This is a genomic window from Actinopolyspora xinjiangensis, from assembly GCF_900104475.1.
Classification (GTDB): Bacteria; Actinomycetota; Actinomycetes; order Mycobacteriales; family Pseudonocardiaceae; genus Actinopolyspora; species Actinopolyspora xinjiangensis.
In genome coordinates this window covers 39,462-66,085 of sequence record NZ_FNJR01000019.1, presented here as the reverse complement: position 1 = coordinate 66,085, position 26,624 = coordinate 39,462, and the positions used below count along the sequence as shown (strand labels likewise).

Here is a 26,624-nt window from a genome sequence, read left to right as displayed (position 1 = left end):
AAGGCTCTGAAGCTGTCGCTGCCGTCGTGGCCCGCGGCTGGTTGAGCGTTGCTTGCTGGCCGTCGGTCTGGTGCTGGTTGGCTTGAACGGCAGGATCGGGGAGCAGGAAGGGAAGGCTTGAAGCAACTTTCCGGTAACGATTCGTTTGGTTTCCGAAGGTTTCCTCGGCAGAGTCAGTGCGGTTCGCGCTGCGGCGCCCTTGAGATGGCTTCGCACTGAGCGTCGGCGTATTGCCGGTGTGTGACTCGGGTCGCTCAGCTTGTCGATCTTGATTCTAGCAGCGAGTGGTATCAGCGAAGATTCACGAAGTGTGACCGGATGCCGTGCTGTCTGTCGTTTGCATTCGAAAACGCGTTGTTGACCAGCGAAATTCGGCTCCAGGTCATGTTTTGCCCGTCGCGGCCTGTGATCGGCCGGAGGGACGCTATCAACACTACATCGAACTTGTCGGTGAGACCGCGCTGGCCGATGGACGCGGCTGGTGCGCACTTCGAGTGGCTGAGAGTTCCCCAGTGTCTTACCCGTGCGGGGGATCACCGGGGGTGGATTGGGCCGTTCGAGTGATCGCAGCGTGTTTTCCGGAACACGTTAGAGTGTCGATCGTCATAGTGATAGTGGGGCCGTTCTGCTGACGTGGCATGCGCCGATCCGGCAGGATGTGGCCCGGTTTCGGATCATGGCCCAGGGGACTAGGGGGAAGCAGACGTGAGCCAGGACGGTTTCGGCGTCGACTACGAGAAACTACAAGCAGCCGTCAAGGACCTCGAAGCAGCACGCGATGAGGCTGATCAGCTTGCTACCAGCTCTAGTTTTATCGGGCCCGATGAACTTACGGCGAAAGATGACATTACGGACAGTGCGCGCCAGGCCTTCCAAGCTCGTATGAGCGGGAGCGAGGGGTCGCTGGTTTCGGCTGCTAACGATATTCGTTTGAAGCTTGACAAGAAGATAGAAGCATACAAAGAGGTGCTGAGAGAGTATGGTCTTGCTGAGGACAACGCGTCGGTCGCTCAGCGGAATACGGATAGGGAAAGCTGAGTATCTTGTTCAATACTATGAGTAAGATTCGGCACCTTTTTCTTGCTGCTAGTTGTCTTGTGCTAGGCGTGGTGCTTGCTGCCTGTTCGTTTGGTTCTTCCGGCGGTGGAGTTTCAGGAAATGGTGCGGATTCTGAAGATGGCGTAAATTCGACTCCTCCTTTCTCAAAGGGGAGTGGTGTGGATGTTTCTACCCCGAAGAATGCTACCGGTGTCGATGTTTGCGAATTGCTGAGTCCTGAAGCAGCGACGCAGCTTGGAATAAAACCGTCTGGTGAGCGCAGAAAAAACGATCTTGACCCAGATGTCGAGGACTCTTGCAAGTACGGAGATTCCCTCGATGGGGACCTTTCCGTGTCGCTGGCTGCTTTTGATGATCGTCAAATAGCTAGTTATTACGAGAACAAAGCAATTTATAAAATTTTTGAAAAAATTAGTATATCTGGTCATTCCGCTGTTGTCGCGGCGAAGCAAGATCCGATGAAAAGTGGCACTTGTTCTGTTTTTCTGGCTTCCAAGCGGGATCAGGTAGTAGGGTCGGTTGCCACTGTTGCTGCTGATGACACGGGGAAAAAAGATCCGTGCGTGCCCGCGAAAAAGGCTCTGAAGCTGTCGCTGCCGTCGTGGCCCGCGGCGAAGTAAGAAGGTGGGGGTAATGTCTTCTTCTGTTCCCATGAAGTGCTACGTGAGCCAGGCGAAGGACCTGCGGGCCAAGATGGCGGGTACGCCGGATGCTGCCCAGCTTCCTACGCCGAGCGGCCAGGGGTCCACGGCGTTGGATGTCGCTTCGCAGAAGTTCGAGAGCATCATCAACACAGTCGACGCCGCGTTGACTAAGGCTGAAGAGGCCCACGAGGGCCGCGCTGCCGAGATCGCCAGGTCGTCGGTGTCCGCGATCAAACCGGTGGCCAACAACGCGGCCGACTTCTGCAAGTCGGTTCAGAACTCGCTGGACGACCAGGCCAGCACGCAGCACAAGACCTTCCAGGAGCTTCCGGCCGAGGGCGGCAAGCTCTCGGACGGCCGCCCCGCCCAGATGGAGCCGCCGGACAAGAACTGGGCGGACGACACCGGGGTCAGTGACATCCCGCTGATGGGCTGGACCAGCGACTACGAGGAGAAGCAGGAGCGCTACCGGGCCACGAACGAGGAAGCCAACCGCGTGATGGCCCAGTACGAGGAGCAGACCGCCTCCGCGACGCGGAGCCTGCCCGAGTTCAAGCCGCCGGAGGACTCCGACACCGACGCTTCCCGCCAGGCCGACTACGGCCCCGGCGCGGGCAGCGTGGTCGCGGGCAGCACCTTCGGCAGCGGCGCGGGATCGGGCTCTTCGGTGCCCGCCTCCTCGTCCTCGGCCTGGACCGCCGGTTCCGGTGGTGTCGGTGGCGGTTCCGTCGGCGGAGGGGCCGTCGGTGGCGGTTCCTACGCTCCCTCCGGTGGTTCCGGCGTCGGTGGTGGCTCCTACACCTCGCAGCCGCCCGCGAGCTCCGGCTCGGCGTGGGTGAACCCCTCTACGGGCGGTTCCTCGGGCAACGGTCTGCCACCGGGAGCGATCCGGGGCTCGGACGGCACCATCTACCGGCAGGGCCCGGACGGCAGCTGGCAGCGGCAGAACCCGTACAACGGTCGGTGGGCTCCCGCCCCGAACGGCCCCCCGGGACTCTCCGGTGGGGGCCGTGCCGGTGGTTCGGGCGGCGTCGGCGGTGCACGCGGTGGCGACGGTTACACCGGCCGTGCCGGTGGTTCCGGTGGCCTCGGCGGCGCCCGTGGTGGCGGTGGCTACGCGGGCCGTGTCGGTGGTCTCGGCGGCACCGGAGCCGGTGAGCCCGCCGCCGGTGGCCGTTCCGGGACCGGTTCGTTCGGCCCGAAGGGCAGCGGCTCGACCGTGGCGGCCGGGACCAACGCGGCCGGTGGCCGTGGTGGCGGAATGCGCGGCGCCCCGATGGCCGGTGCGGGCGCCCGCCAGGCCGGCGGTGAGGAAGAGCAGCACGAGCGCCCCAGCTGGCTGGTCGAGGACGAGGACGTCTTCACCAACGACATGCAGCGTGTCGCTCCGCCGGTGCTCGGCGAAACCCCCTACGAGCAGGGCCGCTGACCGAGATCCGGCCCTCGGTCGCATCGGAAGTCCCGCTGGAGCGGGGCGAGGCCACCGGCCGTCCCGCGAGCACATCGGGACGGCCGGTCCGATCCCGAACCGGGACGATCGCTCGCCGGGTGACGGGTGTCCGGGCATCCGCACCGAACGCCCGCGCGAGCTCGCCCCGACCACACACCGCGCCCGGACGGACGGGCGCGCGGAACCCAGAAAGCAACGGAAGTGACGGTGCGGAACCAGATCTCTGTCGGCCCGGCGGCCGCCATCTACCTGTGTGAGCGTTACGACCTGACGCTCCACCCCCTGCTCCGGGTGGGGATGCTGTCGGTGCAGCTCGAAGAGGCGGAACGGGTCCGCATCCCCGAGGAGGGCCGGGCCGAGCTGCGACAGCAGGGGCTGCTCCAGACCGACGAGGTGCACCCCTTCCTGGACGACGCCTGGCACCTGCTCGCCCATCCGCCGCTGGCGGTGGGCCTGGCGGTGCGCGACGACGAGGAGAGCTTCAACGCGGTGCTGGTCGAGCAGGGGCGCGGCACGCTGCGGGCCTACCAGGCCGACGCGGACGAAGCCGCCTCGGCGGAGAACATCCTGCTGGACCGCCAGGAGTACGGCGGGCTCGGTGGCAACGCGGTCAAACTGCTCGGTGAGCTCGAACCGCTGCCCGGCGGCTCGGCCAGCGTACCCACCGAGCTGCTCAAGCAGGCGGGGCAACGGATGGGCGCAGACCCCTCCGGCAGCGCGGTGAGCGCGTTGGCCGCCTCCGGCATCCGGCAGAACGACGCGCGGGTACTGGCCAACGTCATGACCACCCCGCGCACCACCGAGGCCCTCATCACCGCCCGCAGCCACGACCGCAGGGTCAACAGGACCCACAAGCTGCCGGTGACCCTGCAGGTCTTCCGCACCGCGCAGGGCTGCTACATGACGCACCGCAGCGCGGGCGGCGACGGCCGCGAGTGGTTCACCGTCGCCCCCGCCGACCAGCGCAAGGTCACCGCCAAGATCGAGGAGATGCTCGAACACCTCCGCCGGGACTGAGCTCGCCCTCCGGCCCGGCTGCACCGCGCGTCTGGTGAGCGAGCGCCGGCGACATCGGGTGGCGGATCCGTGACGACGCCTCCGGCCGTACTCGCGGCAGGACCCGCGGCGGCGCCGACCGCGCGGCTGGTGGTGGGTCGGCAGCGCACCGAAGTGGCGCGGCGATTTCGTGAGAGATCGCCGCCGCCTCCGGAGCTCCGCGCCGGGAGGCCCGGCCGGAGCCCCCGGCTCAGCTGCCCAGCACCCGCGCCAGATAGGGGTTGCCGAACACCCGCTCCGGGTCGAGCCGGTCCCGTACCCGCAGGAAGTCGTCGAACCTGGGGTAGCCCGCGCGCAGTTCCGCCGCGGTGAGCCCGTGCATCTTCCCCCAGTGCGGCCTGCCACCGACCTCCCGCACGATTCCCTCGAAGGCGTCGAACCACTCGCGGTAGGGCATCCCGCTGTACTGGTGGACCGCCACGTAGGCGGTCTCGCGTCCGTGCGCGGTGGACAACCAGACGTCGTCGGCGGCGGCCACCCGCACCTCCACGGGGAACATCACCGGGTGACGCAGCCGCCCCACGGCGCCGCGCAGTCGCTCGATGACCTTCGGCAGCCGTTCGCGCGGGACCGCGTACTCGCTCTCCACGAACCGCACCGTCCTGCTGGTCACGAACACCCGGTGCGAGGTGTCGCCGTAGGAGCGTCCCGACCAGGTGGCGCCGCAGATCCGGTTCAGCCGCTTCACCGTAGCGGGGCTGCGCCTGCCCAACTCGCAGGCGAGTCCGAACAGGCCGTTCTCCAGCACGCGGTACTCCAGCCAGGAGCGGAGCGGATGCAGCGGGCGGGGCCGTTCGTGCTCGGACACCCTGTTGTTGCGCTTGACCAGGGTGTGCGTGCTGTGCGGGAACCAGTAGAACTCGAAGTGGTCGTTGTCGGCGGCGAGCCGGTCGAACTCGCCCAGCACCTCGTCGAGCTCGCGCGGGTGCTCCTCGGCGGCCAGGGCGAACGCGGGTACGCAGCGCAGCGTGACCGTGCTGATCAGGCCCAGCGCGCCGAGCCCGACGCGGGCGGCGTCGAACACCTCGGGATCCTCGGTGGGCGAGCAGCGCAGCGTGGAGCCGTCGGCCAGCACCAGTTCCATCGCCAGGACCTCGGTGGCCAGTCCGCCCAGTTCCGCCCCGGTGCCGTGGGTGCCGGTGGAGATCGCGCCGGCCACGGTCTGGCGGTCGATGTCGCCGAGGTTGGGCAGCGCGAGCCCCAGCCGGTCCAGCTGCTCGTTGAGCAGGTGCAGCGGGGTGCCGCCGCGCACGGTGACCGTGCCTCGGTCCCGGTCCACATCGGTGATGCCGCTCCACTCCGACATGTCCAGTGCCACCGCTTCCTCGTGCGGGTCGGCGGGCAGTGGTGCGGCGATGTCGCTGAACGAGTGGCCGGAGCCCAGCGGGCGCACGCCGTGGCCGTTCGCGCGGGCCTCGGTGACGAGTCGGGAGAGGTCGTTGGCGTGGCGGGGCCGTGCCGTCCTGTTGTCGGGGGCGACGGCCGTGTTCGCCCAGTTCGACCAAGTGGTTCGGGTGCTCGTCATGACCGCATCGTCCTTCCGCTGCCGATTGACGGAAAATTATGTGAATATCTCTCGCGTAACAAGGGGTGCGGGCTTACCTTGAATGCGTGACCTCGTCGGCAGCACCAACCATCGCCCGCTCCGCGGCACGTCTGGACGCCGTGACCGCCGAGCTGGACCCACCCTTCGGAGTGGTGGACCTGGCCGCGTTCGACCGAAACGCCGCCGAGCTGGCCGGACGGGCCGCCGGAAAGCCGATCCGGCTCGCCACGAAGTCGCTGCGCTGCCCCGAGCTGATTCGCCGCGCGCTGCGCTCGCCGGGATTCGCCGGGCTGATGTGCTACAGCCTGCCCGAGGCGCTCTGGCTGTACCGGCTGGGAGTCTCCGACGACCTCCTGGTCGCCTATCCCACCGCCGACCGCGCCGCCCTCGCCGAACTGGCCGCGGACCCGGCGGCAGCCGCCGCGATCACGCTCACCGTGGACTCCCCGACCCAGCTGGACCTCGTCGAGCGCGCCGCCTCCGCCCCGGGCAGGAGCGGTCGGCTGCGGATCTGCCTGGAGGTCGACGCCGCCTGGCGCCCGCTGGAGGGATCGGTGGCCGAACGCGTCCCCCGCCTCGGAGCCGAGCTCGTCGAGCGGTCGCACGTCGGGCCGCTGCGCTCGCCGGTGCGGTCGGCGCGGCAGGCGCGCGAGCTGGCCCGGGAGATCCTGCGACGTGAGGGATTCCGGCTCGTCGGCCTGATGCTCTACGAGGGGCAGATCGCGGGAGTCGGCGACGCCCCACCCGGGCAGCCGCTACGCGCGGCTGCCGTGCGCTGGGTGCGGCGGCGTTCGGCCGCGGAACTCGCCCGTCGTCGTGCGGCTGTGGCCGAGACCGTCGGTGAGCTCTGCCCGCTGGAGTTCGTCAACGGTGGCGGCACCGGGAGCCTGGAGACGACGAGCACCGAACGAGCCGTCACCGAGGTGGCGGCGGGTTCCGGACTGATAGGACCGGGCCTGTTCGACACCTACGAGGCGTTCCGCCCGCTGCCCGCGGTGCTGTTCGCGCTGCCGGTGGTACGTCGTCCCGGACGTCGTACCGCCACTCTCTTCTCCGGCGGATACACGGCTTCCGGGGCCGTCGGCGCGGACCGCCTTCCGACCCCTCACCTGCCGAGTGGGCTGCGGCTGACCGGAACCGAGGGCGCCGGGGAGGTGCAGACCCCGGTCGTGGGGCCGGGAGCACGGGGGCTCCGGCCGGGTGATCGGGTTTGGTTCCGGCACGCCAAGGCGGGGGAGCTGGCCGAGCGGCTCCACGAGTACCACCTGCTCGAATCCGGGGAAACGGGGCGGGACCACAGGACCGGTGCCGTCGCCACTTACCGGGGTGCGGGCAAGTCCTTCGGCTGATCCTCCGAGATCCTGCTGGACAGGTAACCCCGGACCAGTTCCCTGGCCTCGTTGACCAGCGTCGGATCTCCCTCGGGCGCGCGCCGGAACGCCAGGTGCAGCACCGCGTCGGCGGCCTCCACCGCCACCGACAGCGGGAGCTCCAGTTCCCCGGCGGTCATGCCGAACCGCTCCGAGATGAGGTTGGTGAGCTTCTCCGCGATCACCGCGTTGTTGTCCTTGGTCTCGTGCAGCAACCGCAGGTCCACCACGTCGCCGAAGTGCAGCTTGCTGAACGCGGGGATCTCCCGGTGCATCCCCAGGTAGACGTCGAAGACCGTGTCCACGGCGTCCCACCAGTGGGCGAGTTCGGTCCGGTCGAGCCGCTCGGAGACCGTCTGCACGAAGCGGTCCAGGTTGCGCAGCGTCAGCTCCTGCACGACCGCGCGCTTGTCCGGAAAGAACTGGTACAGCGAGCCGACCGCGACACCGGCTCGTTCGGCTATCAGCGTCGTGGTCAGCCCGTCGTAGCCCACTTCGTCGATGAGCTGCGCGCAGGACTCCAGCATTCGTTCGACGCGCTGGGCACTGCGTTGTTGAACGGGCTTGCGGCGCAACGGGGCTACTTCGGTGGGCAAGGTGACTCCTTGATCGTATCCGAGCTCCAGGTTTTCCCGGACCGAGTCCGAGGCGCGCCGCCGGGGCCAGCCTGGCAAGCGGCACGGCTTGCCTAGTCTCGCGCTCTTGCAGCGATCATGCTTCCTGAGCGGTCCTTCAGAGTGTCAGTCGATAGGGTGAGCAGCGATCTTTCGTCCGTCCGGCCGCCGCCGTCATCGCTCCGACGAACCCTTCCGGCGCCGGCGGGGCCCCACGCACGATCCGGATCGCGTTCCGCGATTATGCACCCCGTCACATTGGCGGCGAAAAAGATCACTCAGTAGCGTGATCCGTTGCGCCCGAGCGGTTCGGGAGTCCCCCGCACGATTACTCGTTGGTTGACTCTCGCGGTTCCGGGGTGGCACATGGTGTTGTCTGACCGTACGCATCGCTGTCCGCGACCCCGGCACCCTTCCGCACAGGTCGTCCCGAACCGGGCGGCCCGATCGCGGAGCCCGGCGTCTCCGCCCGCGGCCGGAGGAAGAGCAAGGAGATACCCGTTGGACGGTCGGCCCCGGCTTGACCCCGAGGAGAACACGACCCCGCCGTTCGGGACGTGGCCGCTGGACGTGGCGCTGGCCAACTCCGTACTCGCGGGTGGCGAGTACGGAGTACGCGTCGTCCGGCAGGACGGCATGAGCAAGCTGGTCGGACGACGCGCGGGCACCGGGGTTTCGCTGGGAAGCCCCCCGACCTGGCGACAGCTCTACCGGGTCCTGATCCGGCTGCGGCTCACCCGCAGGCGCCGCGACCCGGCCTGGCTGGCCCTGCTCACCGAGATCCTGGACCCGCAGCGCGCCGATCCGGAGCACGGCGGTCCAGCGCCGGAGGACGCCGGTGCCGAATGGCTCGGGTTCGCCGGGATGTTGGCCGACGATCCGGCGGCCCGGATGCACTGCGCCACCGCCGAACCCCGCTTCCTCGACGGCGTGGCGGGGCGGCTGGGCGAGCCGGTCCCCGCCCATCCGGCCTTCCCAGGTGGAACCATCGCCGTGCGGCTGCCCGCCCTGCTGCGGACCGACCCCGCGCTGGGGCACACGCTGCTGCGTGAGGTGATCACCAACCGCTTCGAGCGTCGCGAGAACGCCGCACGCTATTTCCTCGAACACTTCGTCCGGCCGCCGCTGCGGGCGTTCCGGCTCGCGCTGGAGAGCCCGAGGGGGATGCTGCTGTGCCCGAGCGCGGACACTCTCGCCGTGGAGCTCTCCCCCGAGACACAGGCCACCGGACGGTTCGTCGTGACCCCCGGGACGGCGGTGCGCGAGGTGGAACGGGTCACCGCCGGTGAGGTCCACGAGGGGGTGCGCGAACTGGTCCACACGCTTTGGAGATTGTCCGAGACGTTCGAGCGCGAGGAGTTCGCCGAGCACGAGCGGACCCGGCGCGGCGAGTTCCGCGCCGCCATGCGGCGGGTTATGGCCGCCGAACTGCGCGATCTGGAGACCGGCAGCGCCGACGTGCTGTCCGGCGACCACCCGCTGCGCGGTTTCGTCCACACCGTTCCGGCCGAACAGGACGAGCTGCTCCGGAGGGTGCTGCGCACCGTGCAGGAACGCACCCGGCTGCGCAGGTGGGACCGCGATCTCGGTCAGCCCGCCGTGGTCATAGACGTGGCCTCGTGCGGCCTGCTGCCGGAACGCGTCTCCACCCCGGAGCAGTCCGGGCCCGAGCACTCCCGGACTCGACCGGGGTTCGACGCGGTCACCCGTCCGGCGGGGCTCGACGAACAACCGCACCGCCGCCGCGTGGACAGCGGCGGCCAGGAGGAGCACGCCACTACCTCCGACCGGACTGATCGGGGACGGGAACCCCACCGGCCTCCGGAAACCGTGTGGGATCCACCGACCGCGGAACTGGCCGAACTGGACATCCGGACCACCGCCACGACCGGTTCGGGACTGCCCAGGTTCGTCTGGGACGTCCGGGACGCGGGCGGGAGGGTGGTCTTCTGCGTACTCGGGTCCGAGCGCGACTACGAGCACGCGCGGGCGCTGCTGGACCGCGCCGGGATGCCCGAGGCCGAGTTGATCCGGGTTCCGGGCAACGGTGCGGGCACGGCCGTGGAGTGGACGGTGTGCAGGTTGCGCGAACTCGGTGACGCCGACGTCGTGGCGGTCTTCGACACCGCCTCCACCGGTCGGAGGAGCGGCGAGCTCGCCGGGGTGTTGACCGTGGCGGTGTCCACGCACGGTGATCTCCCCCGGCAGCGGAACGGCAACCGCGACACCGCTGTGGGCTCCCGCTCGTCGTCGGAGGACGGAGCTCCCGTGATCTCCAGCTTCGAGACCTCGCCCTGGCGGCGTTCCGCCCGGGCGCAACCGGTGCTGTCCAACACGCACTCCCTGGAAGAACTCCAGATCGCCTCGTTGCGGGAGAACCGCAGCTCCTGGCGCTGGGCGGTACGGCTGACCAGTGCGGAAACCATGTCCATGGTGGAGGCCGTGCTCGACGACGCCGACCGAGCGGCCGAGCGAACCGCACGGGGGGCGGTGGCGAAGTTCGCCGCCGACGAGCCGGTCGCCGATCCGGCGGAACGCGCGCGTCGCACCGTCGGCGCGCTGCACCACGTGTTCACCAGGAAGCAGTTCCTCAAGGGCTCGCGGTCCAACTACCTGGTCGCGGACATGCACCGCGACGCCGATCACTTCGTGACGCGGGGCGAACCCGTGGAGGTGATGCTGCTCGGGTTCCCGGTCAAGCAGTCCCTGAACCGGCTGAAGGCGTGCGGGCCGCTGCCGGACCTCGCCGAGCTCGGCGGGCTGATCCGGCTCCGCGAGCTGCAGCGCGCGGCACGCGGCGTCCACCCGCCCGGGCTGCGGTTCAACATCCTCACCGACGGCAGGCACTTCCGCCCCCGCCCGGCTTCGGTGACCGCCGCCTACACCCGCAAGCTGCACGAGTACGCCTCGATGGTCGGCCTCGACGGCTGCGTGTCCATCCGTGAGATCGACTCGCTGGCCACCGAGCGGTTCGGGCGGGAGGTGACCGACCTCCGCCCCGCGATGTACGAGCGCTTCCGGCGTTCACTCGAACAGGCGCTGCGCGGGCTCGACATCACCGACCAGCCGCTGCGGACGCTGGACCGGGTGCGGGACCGGGCGGACGCGCAGCTCGGGCCGGACTCCGAGATCACCGCGCGTTCGCTGTACCTGTTCCGCGAGATGGTCATGTCCATGGTCTACTCCGTGCCGGTGCCGACTCCGTCGGGCACGGACCGGCTCGGTTGGGCCAGGCGGGTTTACGCGGACGTGTACAACCTCGACGACGCCCGCCTCGCGTCGCGGCTGCGGCAGGCGCGCGTCGCGGTGCTCCGCCGCGCCTGGCACAACGCCGTCCGTTATCTGTCCACCATGCGGGTGGACGAGGAACTCGGTTACGAGAAGCTGTTCGACCCCAGGGTTCGGCTCACCGTGAGCGCGGTGACCAAGGGGCGCTGCGGATTCACCTACCTGGGAGGTTCAGGACTGCTTCCCTGGCAGGGGACCGGGGTGCTGGACAGCCGGGGCTACGTGGCGGTGGACTTCGCGGTGTCGTTGATCGACCAGGGGTTCGTTCCCGCCTTCTCGCCGCTGCTGGGGCCGAGGCAACCACTGATGATGGTTCCGCCGCAGTACGCCCGGCTCCCTGTTCGGGGGACGCGCATGTCGGGAACCCGGTTGGACGAATCGCTGCGGGAGAAGGCCCGACTGCGCCGCAAGTGATCCGCCCCTTGTGACGCTGAGCGTGAGATTGTCGGACCATTCGCCGAAACAGGGCCATGCGGCTGAGCAGTGCGTGTTTCGCCGGTGCCGAACTCCAACCGCTCCAGCGGGTTGAACTCCCACCGTGTCCGCGGTCGGCATCGTCGCGGGGTCTCTCGCGAAGAAGGCCCGACGTCGTGTTGACTACCCGATGTCGAGCCTGGCCGTAGCGAGAGCCCGCGAGAGGCTTCGCCGATTGAGCGGCTATAACGGCCGAGTCACGGAGTCGCGCCAGCCGTCATACCCCGAACAGCGTGGCTGTCCCCGGTGCGTGAGTCGGATGCATTGCAAGGCCGGGCCGCTCGCCGCACAGGTCGCTACTCACCACCAGGCCCAACGCCGCGAGGCGCCGCCTCACGTGCCGGTAACCGACCACGTACGGCGCTGACACCGTCCATATTCGAAAAAACCGGGATTCCAGTACTCGCCAGGGGGGAAACGAGTGCCGGAATCCCGGTTCGACTCCGTCGTCGTTGATGGTTGAGCAGCGGAGTTCCTCAACGACGGAGTTGCTGGAATCCGCGAGCCGGCACCGGTTCGGGGGAGGGGAGTACGCCGGTACCGGCCCGCGGAAGTCTCGGAGAGCACGATCTTTTCGGTGAAATCGTTGGCCCGAAAAGGTGTTCGTACCTTCATATTGTGCTGTTGTAAGGCATTGTGGAGTTGTTGGGCGCACGGGAGTTGTCACCACGGTGTGGTCCCACTCCCGCCGTCGCACCTGTCGGGGGACGGGGGAGACCGGTGATCGGCATAGCCGTGGTCGGGGGGCACGTCATGCCGATCACCGGTCAGTCGGCGGGGACTCGGTCCGAAACCAGTTCGGGGGAGGTGGTGTCCGGTGACCGAGCCCGCCGAGTCCTACGGCACCGGCGCCGCGCGGCGCAGGGCCTGCGCCGGGCGCAGGTGCCGTGCGGGACGGGGTGCGAGGCCACCGGCCACCAGGTGCTCGTAGGCCGAGCGCCATACCGCGCAGGGTGCCTTGCGCTGGCGCAGTCGGGTCGAGCACTCCGGGCAGTTGCCCCGTTCGTCCGGTTCGTGTGCGGTCAGCAGCGTCCGCCACCCCGCCGTGAGCCGCGGGATCTCGGAGCGCGCTACGGACAGCAGGGACGACGCATCCGCGCGGTTGGCGAGCTCGGAGAGCACATCGAGTCGCTCCCAGACCGCGTTGCGCAGAACCTGTCCCAGGATCGCGTCCACCGTACGTCACCGTCACTTTCTCGCCTGATCAGCGGCGAACCGCAGCGCGGAGCTGAGTTGACCGACGCGGTCGGTCGGCAGCGCCGCGGTTGCACCGGGCGGTCCGGCGAGAACCACCCTGTCCCTATCGAGGAGCACCTCCAGGGTCCGGGGGGTGTGGTCCACTCCCCGGCACCGCACCCGCAGTCGATTCGCCCCGGCCGTCTCCCCGGAGTCGTCGTGGCGGTCTTCCGGTCGGGGGACGGGTCCCACCGACTCCGGTTCGCCGGACTGCTGGAAGGAATCCACTTCTCGGATGCCCTTTCGGTGCTCGGTTGCCTGCTCGATGACTAGATTGGAACGAACAACCGCCGACTGGCTAGGTGGTGGGCGACGACCGGACGTACCGCGCGATGAGCGGTCAACGGACTTCGGCGCCACCGATCACCGACGCACGATATCGACTTCACCGCCTGTTGGGCGGAGCCTTAATCTGCGATCGACGCCCGAGAAGCTTAGAGGGGTCTTCAAATGAACACCATCGGTTCGAGCGGTTCTCTCGTTACACCCGAGGTCTGGGAGGGGCGGGAGATGCGCCAAGCACTGGCCAATCGCGACATCAGCGACATCTACAAGCTGTTGCGCAAGCACGGTGTCTCGCAGCGTCAGATCGCCGCGGCTACCGGCCAGTCGCAGTCCGAGGTTTCGGAGATCCTCAAGGGCAGGCAGGTCATCGCCTACGACGTGCTGGCCCGGATCGCGGATGGTCTCGGCGTCCCGAGGGGGTACATGGGCCTCGCCTACGACGGGGCGATGGCAGTGAGAGCCACCGAACACGAACCGAGTGGCTCCCCGGCTGAGGAGGACGAGACGGTGAAGCGTCGGAAGTTTCTTACCCATGCCGCGGCGGTTGCGATGGGGGCTTCTGTCTTCGGTGCCGAGGAGGGGGAGTGGATGTTGTCCAGCGCCCAGACTCCGGCGCCGTCACGCATCGGCATGACCGACGTTCAACAGATTCAGGCGGCGACCAAGGCTCTGCGTGATCTGGACTACCGGCACGGCGGGGGGACTTGCCGTGACGCTGTCGTGGCCCAGCTGAACTGGGCGAGACAGCTGCTGCACGCCGACTGCTCCGAACACGTCAAGCAGCGGCTGTTCGTGTCGTTGGCCGACATGCACAGCCTCGCGGGGTGGACGTCGTTCGACATGGGGCTGATGGACCCCGCGCGCAGTCACTTCGGCAAGGCGTTGCAGTTCGCGAAGCAGGCCAACGACGACAGCCTGGTCGCCAACGTGCTCTACCGCATGGGGCGGGTGTACCTGCACTACCAGCAGCCGAACGAGGCACTCAAGCTGTTCCAGCTGGGGCAGATCGCCGCGCAGGACTCCGGTTCGGCGTTGACGGTCGCCGTGATGTGCGCGAACGAGGGCTGGGCCTACGGCATGCTCAACCGCCCCGACCAGGTCGAGAAGATGTTGGGGCGGACCAGGGACGAGTTCGCCAGGGCCGACCTCAACGAGGAACCGGACTGGGTGAAGTTCTTCAACCGGCACGATCTGCACGGCATGACCGGTTCCGTTTACGACGCCCTCGCGGAGTTCACGCCGGAGCGTTACGCCCCGCTCGCGGTCTCCGAGACGCTCAAGAGTAACGAGTCGTACGGTGACAACATGCAGCGCAGCCACGTGTTCATGTTGGGCATGCAGGCGACCAACCACATGAGGTCGGGCGACGTCCAGCAGGGGATCAAGGTGGGTAGGCAGGCGCTGGAACTCGGTGCGCTGGTCAAGTCGGCGAGGGTTCCCGACCGGTTGCGACCCTTGCAGCTGGAGGCGGCCAAACACACCATGAACCCGGACGCGCGTGACTTCGCCGAGCAGGTCCGTACCTTCCGGGAGGCGCGTTCGGTTTGATCCCGACCACCGGTGGTCGAAAGAAGCGTGGAACCGGTTCGACCACACCGAGAAGACACGACATGACACCGGCCGACATGACTTTCCCGCCGAAGTCGGCACACGCTGCCGAGATTCCGCCCGAACTCGAAACGGTGCTGGCCCGGGTGTGCGCCGAGGCAGGTCTCGACCACCGTGGTGCACGCCTGTTGCGGTTCGTCAACAACGGGGTCTTCCTGCTGCGGGAGCACCCCGTGGTGGTGCGGATCGTGCTCTCCCCCTCGTTGGCCTACCGGGCGGACAACGTGGTCGAGGTGGCCCGCTGGTTGGCCGAGCACGATGTGGACTCAGTGCGGCTGTACCCCGGAATCTCCCAGCCGGTGCGGGTGGGCAGGCACGTCGCCACCCTCTGGGAGGAGGTCTCCGACTCCGGTGTCGAGCCCACGGGATACGACCTGGGCAAGTTGCTGCGCGAACTGCACTCCCTGGGGGAGCCCCCTTCGGTTCCGGAGTGGCAGCCGATGGGCGACGCGCGGCGCCGACTGGCGGAAGGTGAGGGCGAGCTCGACCGCGCCGACCGGGATTTCCTGAAGCGGCACTGCGACGACGTCGAACAGCGGCTCTCCGAACTGGAGTTCGTGCTCCCCCGCAGCGCCGTGCACGGCGATGCGCACCTGGGCAACGTCATCGTCGGGCCGAACGGGCCGGTGCTGTGCGACTTCGACTCGTTGTGTGCCGGGCCCCCGGAGTGGGACCTCACGCCCATGGCGGTGGGCTACCTGCGGTTGGGGCGCTCGCCGCTCGCGTATCGGCAGCTCGTGGAGGCCTACGGTTTCGACGTGACCGACTGGCCGGGTTTCCCGGTTCTGCGGGACTTGCGCGAACTCAAAATAACCATGAGTGTGCTGCCGAATCTTCGCGGTAATCCGGGGATCGCCGACGAGTTTTATCGTCGGTTGAGTTCGATGCGTGAGCGGGATTTCACCGTGCGTTGGTTCCCCTACCGCTGAAACGGCGGGTACGCGGGTTCGCATTCCGTGCGGGCGGCCGCGGCGCCGGTTACTCGCCCCTGGGTCGCCGTGCGTTTCCCCCCTGCTTGGAAAGGGAGTGGTCGCGGGTCGGCGCGAGTGTTGCTGACCTGGGGTGTCCGCCGGGATTCACCCCGGAGGCGCGGTGTCCCGAAGGGGAACGGGCTTTTCGTCGCTCTCGGTGTACCGGGTGAACTCGACCGGACACGTCATGTCGTGGCCGGAATTCGATCGGCGCGGCCGAAGTCCGGCAACTCACCGACGAGAATCGACCGTTCAACGACACGGCTTTCTTTTCGCATCGTGGAATGATTTGTTCGGTTTTTGCCGAACTTCGGTTCGGCTGACGGGTGGGGCTTCGATTCTGTTCCGCGTTCGTCGGCGAAGCGTAGTGTCTCGTTTCCCGCTTCGCCACTCGGGCGCGCGCAGGGAGTGGTTCCCGCCTCGGTGGGATCGGCCCTCGTGTCCCATGTAAATGTGTTCGATGTCACATTTTCGTCTGATTCAGATCCGGTTCGCGATGTGGCGCGTCGCAATGAAGCGTTCCAACCACTCGAAGTGATCTTCCGGGAGGGAGGGTCGGAGCTTGTCCGCGAGTCCCGGGGGATTCCGTTCGACGGTCGGACCGGTCGACAGCCACCGCTGCGCGATCCGTTCGCCCGGAACGCTCCCACCGGCTCGGCACGCGGGTTCCGACGACCATCGGAGCACCGGAGAGGAGGGGGCGTCACCGCTGGCGGGTGGCGCCGATGCCTGTGTCCACGAATACTCCACTCGAACAGCAAGGACTCGGGGCGGGTGAGCCGGAACCCGGCGAGAGCCCCGGGAACACCGCGTATCCGATCACTCCGTCCGTGGACGGCCACGACGGTCCAGCCACCGACCGGATCGTGTTCGGAACGGTGGCCCTCATCATGTTCGCGCTGGTCGCCTGGGGCGGCTTCGCCACCGAATCGCTGGCCGACTGGTCCGGCGGCGCGTTGGACTGGCTCATCGGCAACTTCGGCTGGAGCCTGGTCCTCGCCTCGACCGGTTTCGTCGTGTTCGCGCTCTACCTGGCGGTGAGCAGGTTCGGCCGCATCCCGCTCGGCCGGGACGACGAAGGCCCCGAGTTCCGGACAGTTTCCTGGATCGCGATGATGTTCAGCGCGGGAATGGGGATCGGGCTGATGTTCTACGGCGTCAGCGAGCCGCTCTCGCACTTCGTGTCACCACCACCCGCGACGGTTCCCACCGTGCCGGGGCCGGACGGCGAGGCCGTCGTGGCGCCCGGCGCCACCGACGACGCCGTTCGCACCGCCCTGGCGACCTCGCTGTTCCACTGGACACTGCACCCCTGGGCCATTTACGCGGTCGCGGGGCTGGCGATCGCCTACAGCGCCTTCCGAAAAGGGCGCGAACAGCTCATCAGCGCCGTTTTCGCCCCACTGCTCGGTGAGCGCCGCGCCGCCGGTCCGCTCGGCAAGCTCATCGACGTGCTCGCGCTGTTCGCTACCCTGTTCGGCTCGGCCGCCTCGCTGGGGATCGGAACCCTGCAGATCCGCACCGGGCTCAGCGAGGCGGGCTGGATCGACGGCGCGAGCACCGTCGTGCTGGTACTGATCATCGTGGTGCTCACCGTCTGCTTCATCGCTTCGGCGGTGTCCGGCATCGCCAGGGGGATCCAGTACCTGTCCAACATCAACATGGTGCTCGCCGCGCTGCTGGCGGTGTTCGTGTTCCTGGTGGGGCCGACGGTGTTCATGCTGAACCTGATCCCCACCTCGCTGGGCACCTACCTCAGCGACTTCGGGCTAATGGCTTCGCGTTCCGGAGCCACCGGTGGTAGCGGGACGCAACGGTGGCTGTCCACGTGGACCGTCTTCTACTGGGCCTGGTGGATCTCCTGGACTCCCTTCGTGGGGATGTTCATCGCCAGGATCAGCCGGGGGCGGACCATCCGGCAGTTCGTGGGCGGTGTGCTGCTCGTGCCCAGTGTCGTCAGCGTGATCTGGTTCGCGATCTTCGGCGGAGCGGCAGTCGGCCTGGCCCGGGACGGGGTCTCCGTCGCGGAGGGTGGGGCGGAGACCCAGACGTTCAACGTGCTGGAGCGGCTCCCGCTGTCCACCGTCACCTCGGTGCTGGTGATGGTGCTGGTGGCGATTTTCTTCGTTTCCGGGGCCGACGCGGGCTCGGTGGTGATGGGGACCCTCTCGCAGCGCGGGTCCATCGAGCCCAGGCGCTGGGTCGTGATCTTCTGGGGTGCGGCCACCGGGGCCGTCGCCGCGGTGATGCTGGTGATCGGACACGGTGGGGACACCGCGTTGAGCGGTATCCAGAATCTGACCTTCATCGGGGCGCTGCCGTTCACCGTGGTGATGGTGGTGATGTGCGTGGCGCTGGTGAAGGACCTGCGCGCCGACCCGCTCACGCTCCGCGCCGACAAGGGGGCGGAGGTGCTGGAGCGGGCCGTGGTCAAGGGGCACCGGCGGCACGACGGCAACTTCGAGCTGGAGATCTCCGAGGACGACGGCGAACGGTCGGACGGTGGTTCCGCCGGATCTCCGACGGCGGGCGCTGACGCCGCCGAGCAGGACCGGTAGGGCTGTAAGACCCGGTCGGGGGCGGGCCGTGTCCGTTGGGGGTGTCGATCTCTCGCGAGATCGACACCCCGCTTCGACGCGGTGCCGAACTCCCACCACGCCCGCGGCCCGCACCGCCGCGGGCTCTCGCGAGGAAGGTCCGACGTTGTGTAGTCACTGTCCGATGTCGGGCACGACCGCGGCGGGAGCCGTGCCAGAGATTCGGCCACAGCACCACTCGGGCGAGCCGGGCCGACGATCCCTCACTCGCTCGCCTGGAAGCGGCGCAGCAGGTCGTCCTCCATCCTGCCCAGCTCCCCGCGCACGGCCCTGTGCGCCGAGCGACGCCTGCCCGAGGGCATCCGCTCGGCCGCGCGTACCGTGCTGGCCAGCTCCGACAGGCGTCGCTGCGCCGAGTCCACGAACTCCCGCACCTCGTTTCCGGGGTCATCCTGGACACCCTGTTCACGCAGGTCCCGCAGGGCGGCGCTGTCGCCGGCGATGCGGGCGTGCAGGGCGGCGCCCCGCCCCGAGAAGCGGTCCACCTCCGCCACGGTCACCCCGAGCCTGCGGGCTCTCGCCCGCTCGTAGGTCTCCCTGGCGGCGGAGGCGGCCTGCGCCGCGTAGGGCGCCAGCACCGGGCCGATCACCCTGACGACCCCCACGACCTTCCTGGCGTTGCCGGGGGTGACCCTGCCCAGCTCGCCCTTGCGGGCCGCCTTGAGGCGCTGCTTGGCGAGCTTGACCTCCTGCTTGGCGGTTTCGGGGTCCTTGCCCTCCCGGCAGTTTCCCCTCTCCCCATCCCGGGGGCGTCCGGGTCCGGAATCCCGACGCGCCGTCGGTGCGCCTCGCGCTCGCTGGGTACGTGTCATGCCGACGAACACCTCCGGGGCGATCGGAGTAGCAGACGCTGCTCCGATCAGTCTAGGAAGTACCGCCGTTCGTCGCTACAGCGAACCGAGCGGATGATTACTTTACGTGTTGGGTGTTTTTCCGGTTCGTGGGCACGAGTCATGTGCCGTTCGCCGCACCGGGCGGCTTCCCATTGCCCTGTCCAGGGTTTTCTACCAGCCGGAAGAGTGATTGTCGTATCTCTCACCGGGGTGATGGACGCGCTCGTCGGAGTTAGGACATACCCTGCAAGCGTGGATTCAGAGGTGCTGCTGGATGGCGATGTGGTGACGCGCTGTCGCCGTCGCGTACATCTCGACCACGATCCGACCATGATCGGCACGCCGACCGCGCCCCTCGACCCCGGTGCGGAGCAGCGGATCGCCGACGCCGCCGAGTACCGGCGCGAACTCGCCGAGTGGCTCGGCGGCACCCTCGGGGCGGACTGGACCGAGATCCCCCGGGAGGCGAGCACCGAGGAGCGCGAGGAGGAAACCCTCGCCGCGATGTGCGCCGGTGCCGGTTACATATCGGGGGCGCAGCTGCCGCTGGACCGCGAGGGCGGCCGACAGGGCTCGGTGGATCTGCTGGTACGCAGCGGCGATGGCTACGTCCCAGTGCTCGTGGTCCGTCACAAGGTGACCGACCCGGGCAAGGGTGCCCGTATCTCCCCGCTGACCGATCCCAGGCCCGAATCGGCGCGCAAGGACCCCACCCGCAAGCCTCGTTCGCAGGCCAGGGACCAGCTCCGGCTGGCCCACCTGGTCCGGTTGCTGCAGGCCTGCGGGATGCACAGCACCGGCAGGAAGTTCGGCGGGGCCATCGGCTCCGACGCCGACACCGTGCTGTGGCACGACCTGGAGGCCCGCACCTGGTCCGGTGGCAGGAGCGTGCTCGCCGAGTACGACGAGCGGTTCGCCGACCGGCTCGCGGTGGCCGAGGCAGCCGCGAGCCGGAACGAGGCGCTGGCCCAGCCCACCCGCGTGCTGGAGTGCAAGGGCTGCCCCTGGTGGCCGGTCTGCGGAGAGCAGCTGCGCACCGCCCGCGACGTGAGCCTGGTGGTGCGCGGTGACGACGCGGTGCGGCTTCGCGGGGTCGGGGTCAACACCGTGGACGAGTTGGCGGAGCTCTCCCCCGACAACAGGTCGGGACGACCGCTTCCCGCCAACCGGATGGGCGACGCCGTGCTGCTGGCCAGGGCCTGGCTGCGCGACCTTCCGTTGGTGCGGCGTGTTCCGGAGGTGACGGTTCCGCGCGGCGACGTCGAGATCGACGTGGACATGGAGAGCTACGCCGATTCCGGGGCGTACCTGTGGGGGACGCTGCTCTCCTACCCGCGTGACGAGGGCGGGCGGAGCACCGACACGGCCGAACTGCTCGGCTTCGGGACCGGTTACAGGGGGTTCGTCACCTGGGACCCGCTGCCCTCCGACGACGAGGCTCGTTCGTTCGCGGAGTTCTGGGCCTGGTTCACCTCGGTGCGGCGCGCCGCCCGCGAGCGCGGCCTCACCTTCCGCGCCTACTGCTACAACGAGCTCGCCGAGAACCGCTGGATGCTGAGCTCGGCCGAACGGTTCGCGGGAAAACCCGGCATCCCCACCGTCGAGGAGGTCCGGAAGTTCATCACCTCGCCCGAGTGGGTGGACGTGTTCGCCGTGGTCCGCGACCAGTTCCTCTGCCCGAACGGCAAGGGCCTGAAGGTCATCGCGCCCAGCGCGGGGTTCGCCTGGCGCGACGCCGAGGCGGGCGGGGAGAACTCGATGCGCTGGTACCGCGACGCCGTCGGCTTCGACGGTGGTCCGCCCGAGGACAAGCAGCGCGGACGGCTGTTGGAGTACAACGAGGACGACGTGCGGGCCACCCTGGCGATCCGCCGTTGGATCACCTCGGGAGGAGTGCGGGAGATCCCCTACACCGGGGAGCTGTGACCGGCACCGGAACACCCCCACCGGGCCCGGCGGAGCCGCGACCGGACCCCGGCGGGGGAGCGGTCGCTCAGGGCACGATCACGGCCCTGCCGGGGATCTCGCCCCGGTGGAAGCGCTCGTAGACCTCGGGGGTCTCGTCCAGCCCGAACGAGTCCACGTGCACCCGCACCGAACCGGCCCGGGCCAGCTCCAGCACCTCGATCAGCTCGGAACGCGACCCCCAGTACGGCGCTGAGACCGAGACCTCGAACGGCATCGAGCCGAACCCGACCGGCACCGTGCCACCGCCGATGCCCACCACGGCGAGATCACCCTCGGTGCGGGTGCACTTCGCCGCGATGGCGGTGGTCGCGGAGTTGCCCACGAAGTCGAACACCACCTCGGCGCCGAAACCGGCCGTGAGGTCGCGGACCTTGCCCGGTGCCGACTCGTCGGAGAGCACGGTGTGTTGCGCGCCGACCCGGTGCGCCAACTCCAGCTTCTGCTCGCTGACGTCCACCGCGATCACCTTCGTGGGTGAGAGGGCGCGCAGCAGCTGCACCGCCACGTGGCCGAGGCCGCCCGTGCCGATGACCACGGCGGTGGAACCGCCGACGAGTTTCGGCAGCGACTTCTTGATCGCGTGGTAGGGGGTCAGCCCCGCGTCGGTCAGCGGGGCGGCCTCGACCGGGTCCAGGTCCCCCAGCGGCACCAGGTGACGCTCGTCGTCCACGAGCAGGTACTCCGCCATGGCGCCCGGCGCACCCAGCCCCGGCGGGCGGATCCCCAACCGGGCCGCGTGGTCGCAGTAGTTCTCCTTGCCCTGGGCGCACATGTGGCAGAGTCCGCAGCCCCAGGGACCGTAGACGGCCATCCGCTCGCCCTCGGCGCAGCTGTGGTCGCCGGGGCCGAGCGCGCTGACGGTGCCGATTCCCTCGTGGCCCAACGTCAGGGGCAGCGAGTAGGGGAACTCCTCCTCGGGCCAGCTCATCACGGCTATGTCCGAGTGGCACATCCCGGCCGCGTCCACTTTGAGCAGGACCTGACCGGGACCCGGTTCGGGAATTTCCACCTCGACCACTTCCGGTCGGTTCCCAACCCGGCGGTACTGAACGGCTTTCATAGTGCGCGACATTCCACACCCCTTCGCATCGCTGCCGTTGGCATCATGCGGTATCGGCGCGGTCGCCGCAGTGCTCCACGGGCGCGGGGGCGGCGCCGGGGGTCGCCCCCGCGCCTCCCGGCGCACGCCGAGTCCGCCCGCGCCCGCGTGGAGGACGCTTCGGGGGAAGCGGGTTACTTGGGCCCCATCCGCAGCCCGCCGTCCATCCGGATGACCTCGCCGTTGAGGTAGTCGTGCTCGATGATGTCCAGGGCCAGCCCGGCGTAGTCCTCGGGAGTTCCCAGCCTCTTGGGGAACGGCACTCCCTCGGCGAGCGTCTCGCGGATCTCCTCGCCCACCGTGGCCAGCATCGGAGTGTCCACGATGCCCGGGGCGATCGTCATCACGCGGATTCCCGCCGAGGCCAGGTCGCGTGCCGCAGGCAAGGTCAGGCTGGCGACGCCACCCTTGGAGGCGGCGTAGGCGGCCTGCCCGATCTGTCCGTCGTGGGCCGCGATCGAGGCCGTGTTCACGACGACGCCGCGCTGCCCGTTCCCGTCCGGTTCGGTCTCGCCGATCGCGGCCGCCGCCAGCCGGAGCGTGTTGAAGGTGCCCACCAGGTTGACCTCGACGACCTTGCGGAACAGGTCGAGGTCGTGCGGCCCCTTCCGCCCGGCGACTCGCGCCGAGGGGCCGATGCCCGCGCAGTTGACGAGGGTGCGCAGCGGCGGCCCCGAACCGGCAGCCAGCTCCACGGCCGAGCTCACCTGCTCCGCGTCCGTCACATCGGCGCCGGTGTAGGTCACGCCGTCGACCTCGGGGGCCTTCGCCACGGCGTCCGGCAGGTCGAGCGCGAAGACGCGGGCGCCCTTGGCGGCCAGCTCGCGCGCCGTGGCGGCGCCGAGCCCGGAGGCCCCGCCGGTGACGAGTGCGGCGGTGTCCTTCAACAACATGTCTCTCTCCTGTCGAGGTTTCCTGCTTGCCCCTGTCCGGGGTGGTTGCGTGGCGGAACCTCCCGCACGGCTCCCGCTCCGGCCAGTCCCGACATCGGGCAGGTACCGCACGACGTCGGGCCTTCCTCGCGAGAGCCGCACGGGAGAACCCGCGGCGGTGCCGGTTTCTGGGGGGCGCCGGGAGCGCCGAGGGAGAATCCGGGGTCTGTCAGCCGCTCCTGTCGTGGGGTGTTCTCCCGGTGGGATCGTCGTGGACGGTTCTCACGCCGCGTCGCGAACGCCGTGGGGACTGTCGAGCGATACCCGCTCGTCACCGGTAGGCGGGTGGGCAGATCGTGTCGATCTCGTCGAGATCGGCCTGGCTCGGCCGCCACTGCCCGGCCGAGGCGTTCGTCTCGACCTGCTCCGGCGAGGTGGCACCGCTGATCACCGATCCGACGGTGGGCTGCGCCGCCAACCAGCCGACCGCGACGGCGATCATCGATATCTCGCGCTTGCCCGCGAACTCCCGCAGCCGTTCGATCCGTTCCCAGGGAGCGTCGGCCAGCAGCCGCTCACGGCCGGAGAGCCTGCTGCCGGCCGGAGGTTCCTGCCCCTGCTGGTACTTGCCGGTGAGCAGTCCGTTCGCCAGGGGGAAGTAGGGGATCAGCCCCACCCCGAACTTCGCGCACGCCGGGATCACCTCGCGCTCCGCCTCGCGCTCCAGCAGCGAGTAGTGGATCTGGGCCGAGACCGGCCCGGTCAGCCCGCGGTGCGAGGCGGTCCACGACGCGTCCGTGGTCTGCCACCCGGCGAGGTTGCAGTGCCCGACGTAGCGGATCTTGCCCTCCCGGACCAGGTCGTCCAGCACGGACAACGTCTCGTCCAGCGGGGTCAGCGGATCGGAACGGTGCAGCTGGTACAGGTCGATCCAGTCGGTGTCCAGCCGCCGCAGCGACGCCTCCACCGCGCGGCGCACGTAGCGGCGGGAACCGCGCGCCTCGAAGTCGGGCCCGTTGGACCCCTGCATGTCCATCCCGAACTTGGTCGCGATGACGGCATGGTCGCGGTGCCCCCGCAGGGCCTGCCCGAGCAGTTCCTCGCTGCGTCCCCGGGGTGAGCCGTACACGTCGGCCACGTCGAAGAAGGTGATGCCCGAATCCAGCGCGCGGTTGACCACGGACTGCGCACCGCGCGGGGACTCGGTCGTCGTGCCCGGCCTGCCCAGGTTGTTGCACCCCAGACCGACGGCGCTCACCACGAGGCCGGAGTCGCCCAGACGTCGCTGTTCCACGAGATCCGACTCTAGCCGCGCGCGCGACCTCGCGTCACGGGTCTTCTCCCACCGCCGCCCGGTCGCGTCAGTACCGCGGTGACCGCCCGGCTCCGCTCGCGCCGTGTTCGGCGACCGTCCTGGGGTTCCCCCGAGCGGGGCGCCCCGGTAGACCGGGCCGCGAAGCTCTCCCCACCGATCGGAGGAATCGCATGGGCAGCACCACCCGCCCCGAACTCGCGGGCACGCACGGGATGGTCGCCTCGACGCACTGGCTCGCCTCGGCGGCGGGCATGGCGGTGCTGGAGGAGGACGGGAACGCCTTCGACGCCGCCGTGGCCGCGGGCTTCGTGCTGCAGGTGGTCGAACCGCACCTCAACGGGCCGGGTGGTGAGCTTCCCGTCCTGTTCGCCGCGCCCGGCGGTCCGGTTCGGGCGCTCTGCGGCCAGGGACCGGTACCCGCCGGGGCCACCGTCGAGCACTTCCGGGACGAGCTGGGGCTCGAACTGATCCCGGGCTCCGGGCTGCTTCCCGCCACCGTGCCCGGCGCATGGGACGGTTGGCTGTCGTTGCTGCGCGACCACGGCACCAAGCGGCTCGACGAGGTGCTGCGGTTCGCGATCGGCTACGCCCGCGACGGCTTTCCCGTAGTCCCGCGCCTGTCCGAGACCATCGCCACGGTGCGCGAGCTGTTCCGCGCGTGGTGGCCCTCCTCGGCACGGACGTGGTTGCGTGACGGTGCCGTTCCCGCACCGGGGACGAGGCTGCGCAACCCCGCCCTCGCGGCGACCTGGCAGCGACTGCTGCGTGCCGCCGAGGAGGCCGGGGGCGACCGTGACCGGCGTATCGACGCGGCTCGCCGTGCCTGGTCGCAGGGATTCGTCGCCGAAGCCGTGGACCGGTTCGTGCGCCACCCCGTCGCCGACAGCTCGGGACGGTCGCATCCCGGTGTGCTCACCGGGCAGGACATGGCCACCTACGCCGCGAGCTACGAGGAGCCGGTGACGCTGCCGACCCCGGAAGGCGGGCGGCTGGCGAAGTTCGGCCCGTGGTGCCAAGGGCCCGTGTTGCTGCAACAGCTGCGGCTGTTGGAGGAGCTCCCGGTGGAGTACCGGGACGGGGTGGCCACCCCGGAGACCGTGCACCACGCGGTGGAGGCGGCCAAGCTCGCCTTCGCCGACCGGGAGGCCCACTACGGCGACTCGGCCGATCCCGGCGTGCTGCCGGAGCTGTTGGCCACCGGCTACACCGACGCGCGCCGGGAACTGATCGGGGAGCGGGCGGCGGCGACGCTGCGGCCGGGCAGTCCCGGCGGGCACCTCCCCCGGCTGCCCGACTTCGTCGCCGAGGGGCGGGGTGCCGGGGTGCCACCCGACCCCAGCGGAGTCGGGCTCGGTGAGCCGACCGTCTCCCCGAACGGAGACAGCAGGGGAGACACCGTGCACCTCGACGTGGTCGACCGCTGGGGCAACATGGTCTCGGCCACCCCCTCGGGGGGTTGGCTGCAGTCCTCGCCGGTCATCGAGGAGCTGGGGTTCTGCCTGGGAACCCGGGCCCAGATGTGCTGGCTGCGGGAGGGGCTGCCGAACTCGCTGGTCCCGGGCCGCAGGCCGCGCAGCACGCTCAGCCCCTCGTTGCTCACCCGGGGCGACGATCCCGTGCTGGCCTTCGGCACGCCGGGTGGTGACCAGCAGGATCAGTGGCAGCTGTGCTTCTGGCTGGCCCACGCGCGCGGTGGGCTGGACCTGCAGGCGGCGATCGACGCGCCCGCCTGGCACACCACCGCGTTCCCCGCCTCGTTCTACCCGCGCGGCTGGCAGCCGCGCCGCGTGCTGGTCGAGTCCCGGCTCGGCGCGGACGCGGTGGAGCGGCTGCGGCGACGCGGCCACGAGGTGACCGACGCCGGTCCCTGGGCGCTGGGCAGGCTCTCGGCCGTCGGCAGGGACCCGGACACCGGGATGCTGCGCGGCGCCGCCAACGCCCGAGGAGCGCAGGGGTACGCGGTGGGGCGGTAGGCACCGGCGCCCTCGCGGGGTCGCCCGCGCGGTCGCCGCCGCGAGGGCGCTGGTCACCATCCGGCAGTGCGGCTCCGACAGACCCTCTTCCGGGGAACTCGGCGGTGCTCCTGCCGGGAACAAAACCGTTGGACGCCCTTTTCCGGCCGGGTTTACGGTTTTGTCGTCCGATTTCCGAATCCCCGAGCTCGGCTGCGGACCCCGCGAGCGGGTGTCGATTCCGCACGAGGGCTCCGCCTCGCCTCCCCGGATCTCCGGGGCCGTTGAGGAGGGATTCGTCCGGCTCGCGTGCCCCACCGGGCGCGCGAGTTCCGCTATTCGTGTGCAGAGGGTGAAGTGTCTTGATCGAGTACCCCGTGCCACTGT

The 26,624-nt window shown here is 69.4% G+C and carries 18 protein-coding genes; 11 read left to right on the top strand and 7 right to left on the bottom strand.

What is annotated here, in order from left to right; translation table 11 throughout:
- Window positions 1–705: 705 nt before the first annotated feature.
- The 4 genes from BLQ75_RS21810 (at window position 706) to BLQ75_RS21795 (ending at window position 4,170) form a co-directional block, all read left to right on the top strand.
- On the top strand, window positions 706–1,038 hold the full coding sequence (locus BLQ75_RS21810; protein WP_092604542.1) for a hypothetical protein: 333 nt from the start codon (window positions 706–708) through the stop codon (window positions 1,036–1,038).
- A 17-nt stretch (window positions 1,039–1,055) separates the two neighbouring features.
- Window positions 1,056–1,679: a DUF3558 domain-containing protein gene (locus tag BLQ75_RS21805; RefSeq protein ID WP_092604541.1), complete on the top strand. Its 624-nt coding sequence runs from the start codon at window positions 1,056–1,058 to the stop codon at window positions 1,677–1,679.
- A 13-nt stretch (window positions 1,680–1,692) separates the two neighbouring features.
- Entirely contained in the window at window positions 1,693–3,132 is a 1,440-nt protein-coding gene (locus BLQ75_RS21800; protein ID WP_244515856.1) for a hypothetical protein, read from the top strand.
- A 228-nt stretch (window positions 3,133–3,360) separates the two neighbouring features.
- The gene (locus BLQ75_RS21795) at window positions 3,361–4,170 is read left to right on the top strand and encodes an ESX secretion-associated protein EspG (RefSeq protein ID WP_092604540.1); all 810 of its coding nucleotides are present in this window, start codon (window positions 3,361–3,363) and stop codon (window positions 4,168–4,170) included.
- A gap of 229 nt (window positions 4,171–4,399) precedes the next feature.
- Here BLQ75_RS21795 and BLQ75_RS21790 read toward each other — a convergent pair whose 3' ends face one another.
- Window positions 4,400–5,734 carry a D-arabinono-1,4-lactone oxidase gene (locus BLQ75_RS21790; protein WP_092604539.1) on the bottom strand — a complete coding sequence of 445 codons (1,335 nt, stop codon included), beginning with the start codon at window positions 5,732–5,734 and terminating at the stop codon, window positions 4,400–4,402.
- 86 nt (window positions 5,735–5,820) lie between these two features.
- On the opposite strand from BLQ75_RS21790, the gene BLQ75_RS21785 reads away from it, so the two are divergent.
- Entirely contained in the window at window positions 5,821–7,104 is a 1,284-nt protein-coding gene (locus BLQ75_RS21785) for an alanine racemase (RefSeq protein WP_244515855.1), read from the top strand.
- Here BLQ75_RS21785 and BLQ75_RS21780 read toward each other — a convergent pair.
- Window positions 7,074–7,721 carry a TetR/AcrR family transcriptional regulator gene (locus BLQ75_RS21780; RefSeq protein ID WP_092604538.1) on the bottom strand — a complete coding sequence of 216 codons (648 nt, stop codon included), beginning with the start codon at window positions 7,719–7,721 and terminating at the stop codon, window positions 7,074–7,076. The genes BLQ75_RS21785 and BLQ75_RS21780 overlap by 31 nt on opposite strands.
- Window positions 7,722–8,240: 519 nt before the next feature.
- Here BLQ75_RS21780 and BLQ75_RS21775 point away from each other — a divergent pair.
- Entirely contained in the window at window positions 8,241–11,441 is a 3,201-nt protein-coding gene (locus BLQ75_RS21775; RefSeq protein WP_244515854.1) for an L-tyrosine/L-tryptophan isonitrile synthase family protein, read from the top strand.
- Window positions 11,442–12,338: 897 nt separating this feature from the next.
- Here the strand turns inward: BLQ75_RS21775 and BLQ75_RS21770 are convergent.
- On the bottom strand, window positions 12,339–12,677 hold the full coding sequence (locus BLQ75_RS21770) for a hypothetical protein (protein WP_043569550.1): 339 nt from the start codon (window positions 12,675–12,677) through the stop codon (window positions 12,339–12,341).
- Window positions 12,678–13,187: 510 nt separating this feature from the next.
- Between BLQ75_RS21770 and BLQ75_RS21760 the strand changes: the two genes are divergently transcribed.
- The 3 genes from BLQ75_RS21760 (at window position 13,188) to BLQ75_RS21745 (ending at window position 18,159) form a co-directional block, all read left to right on the top strand.
- Window positions 13,188–14,570 (top strand): helix-turn-helix domain-containing protein, encoded by a 1,383-nt coding sequence (locus BLQ75_RS21760; RefSeq protein ID WP_092604536.1) that lies wholly within the window; start codon window positions 13,188–13,190, stop codon window positions 14,568–14,570.
- Between the two features lie 62 nt (window positions 14,571–14,632).
- Window positions 14,633–15,559 (top strand): phosphotransferase enzyme family protein, encoded by a 927-nt coding sequence (locus BLQ75_RS21755; RefSeq protein ID WP_244515852.1) that lies wholly within the window; start codon window positions 14,633–14,635, stop codon window positions 15,557–15,559.
- 767 nt (window positions 15,560–16,326) lie between these two features.
- Window positions 16,327–18,159, top strand: a complete 1,833-nt coding sequence (locus BLQ75_RS21745) for a BCCT family transporter (protein WP_092604534.1) — start codon at window positions 16,327–16,329, stop codon at window positions 18,157–18,159.
- Window positions 18,160–18,401: 242 nt separating this feature from the next.
- Here BLQ75_RS21745 and BLQ75_RS21740 read toward each other — a convergent pair whose 3' ends face one another.
- Complete coding sequence (locus BLQ75_RS21740) at window positions 18,402–19,010, bottom strand: DUF6474 family protein (protein WP_211481548.1); 609 nt, start codon at window positions 19,008–19,010, stop codon at window positions 18,402–18,404.
- A gap of 273 nt (window positions 19,011–19,283) precedes the next feature.
- Here BLQ75_RS21740 and BLQ75_RS21735 point away from each other — a divergent pair, with 273 nt between their 5' ends.
- Entirely contained in the window at window positions 19,284–20,957 is a 1,674-nt protein-coding gene (locus tag BLQ75_RS21735; protein WP_092604533.1) for a TM0106 family RecB-like putative nuclease, read from the top strand.
- A 67-nt stretch (window positions 20,958–21,024) separates the two neighbouring features.
- Here BLQ75_RS21735 and BLQ75_RS21730 read toward each other — a convergent pair whose 3' ends face one another.
- From BLQ75_RS21730 to BLQ75_RS21720, 3 genes are all read right to left on the bottom strand, one after another.
- On the bottom strand, window positions 21,025–22,059 hold the full coding sequence (locus BLQ75_RS21730; protein ID WP_092604532.1) for an NAD(P)-dependent alcohol dehydrogenase: 1,035 nt from the start codon (window positions 22,057–22,059) through the stop codon (window positions 21,025–21,027).
- Window positions 22,060–22,232: 173 nt separating this feature from the next.
- The gene (locus BLQ75_RS21725) at window positions 22,233–22,991 is read right to left on the bottom strand and encodes an SDR family NAD(P)-dependent oxidoreductase (protein ID WP_092604531.1); all 759 of its coding nucleotides are present in this window, start codon (window positions 22,989–22,991) and stop codon (window positions 22,233–22,235) included.
- 310 nt (window positions 22,992–23,301) lie between these two features.
- Window positions 23,302–24,264 carry an aldo/keto reductase gene (locus tag BLQ75_RS21720; RefSeq protein WP_092604530.1) on the bottom strand — a complete coding sequence of 321 codons (963 nt, stop codon included), beginning with the start codon at window positions 24,262–24,264 and terminating at the stop codon, window positions 23,302–23,304.
- A gap of 191 nt (window positions 24,265–24,455) precedes the next feature.
- Here BLQ75_RS21720 and BLQ75_RS21715 point away from each other — a divergent pair, with 191 nt between their 5' ends.
- Window positions 24,456–26,258 (top strand): gamma-glutamyltransferase family protein, encoded by a 1,803-nt coding sequence (locus BLQ75_RS21715; RefSeq protein ID WP_211481546.1) that lies wholly within the window; start codon window positions 24,456–24,458, stop codon window positions 26,256–26,258.
- The last annotated feature ends 366 nt before the right edge of the window (window positions 26,259–26,624 follow it).

What these genes read in the sequence shown, in the direction of transcription:
- BLQ75_RS21805 (WP_092604541.1), top strand. Translation starts at nt 1,056, where the DNA reads ATGAGTAAGATTCGGCACCTTTTTCTTGCTGCTAGTTGTCTTGTGCTA.
- BLQ75_RS21800 (WP_244515856.1), top strand. Translation starts at nt 1,693, where the DNA reads ATGTCTTCTTCTGTTCCCATGAAGTGCTACGTGAGCCAGGCGAAGGAC.
- BLQ75_RS21790 (WP_092604539.1), bottom strand. Translation starts at nt 5,734, where the DNA reads ATGACGAGCACCCGAACCACTTGGTCGAACTGGGCGAACACGGCCGTC.
- BLQ75_RS21760 (WP_092604536.1), top strand. Translation starts at nt 13,188, where the DNA reads ATGAACACCATCGGTTCGAGCGGTTCTCTCGTTACACCCGAGGTCTGG.
- BLQ75_RS21755 (WP_244515852.1), top strand. Translation starts at nt 14,633, where the DNA reads ATGACACCGGCCGACATGACTTTCCCGCCGAAGTCGGCACACGCTGCC.
- BLQ75_RS21745 (WP_092604534.1), top strand. Translation starts at nt 16,327, where the DNA reads ATGCCTGTGTCCACGAATACTCCACTCGAACAGCAAGGACTCGGGGCG.
- BLQ75_RS21740 (WP_211481548.1), bottom strand. Translation starts at nt 19,010, where the DNA reads ATGACACGTACCCAGCGAGCGCGAGGCGCACCGACGGCGCGTCGGGAT.
- BLQ75_RS21730 (WP_092604532.1), bottom strand. Translation starts at nt 22,059, where the DNA reads ATGAAAGCCGTTCAGTACCGCCGGGTTGGGAACCGACCGGAAGTGGTC.
- BLQ75_RS21725 (WP_092604531.1), bottom strand. Translation starts at nt 22,991, where the DNA reads ATGTTGTTGAAGGACACCGCCGCACTCGTCACCGGCGGGGCCTCCGGG.
- BLQ75_RS21715 (WP_211481546.1), top strand. Translation starts at nt 24,456, where the DNA reads ATGGGCAGCACCACCCGCCCCGAACTCGCGGGCACGCACGGGATGGTC.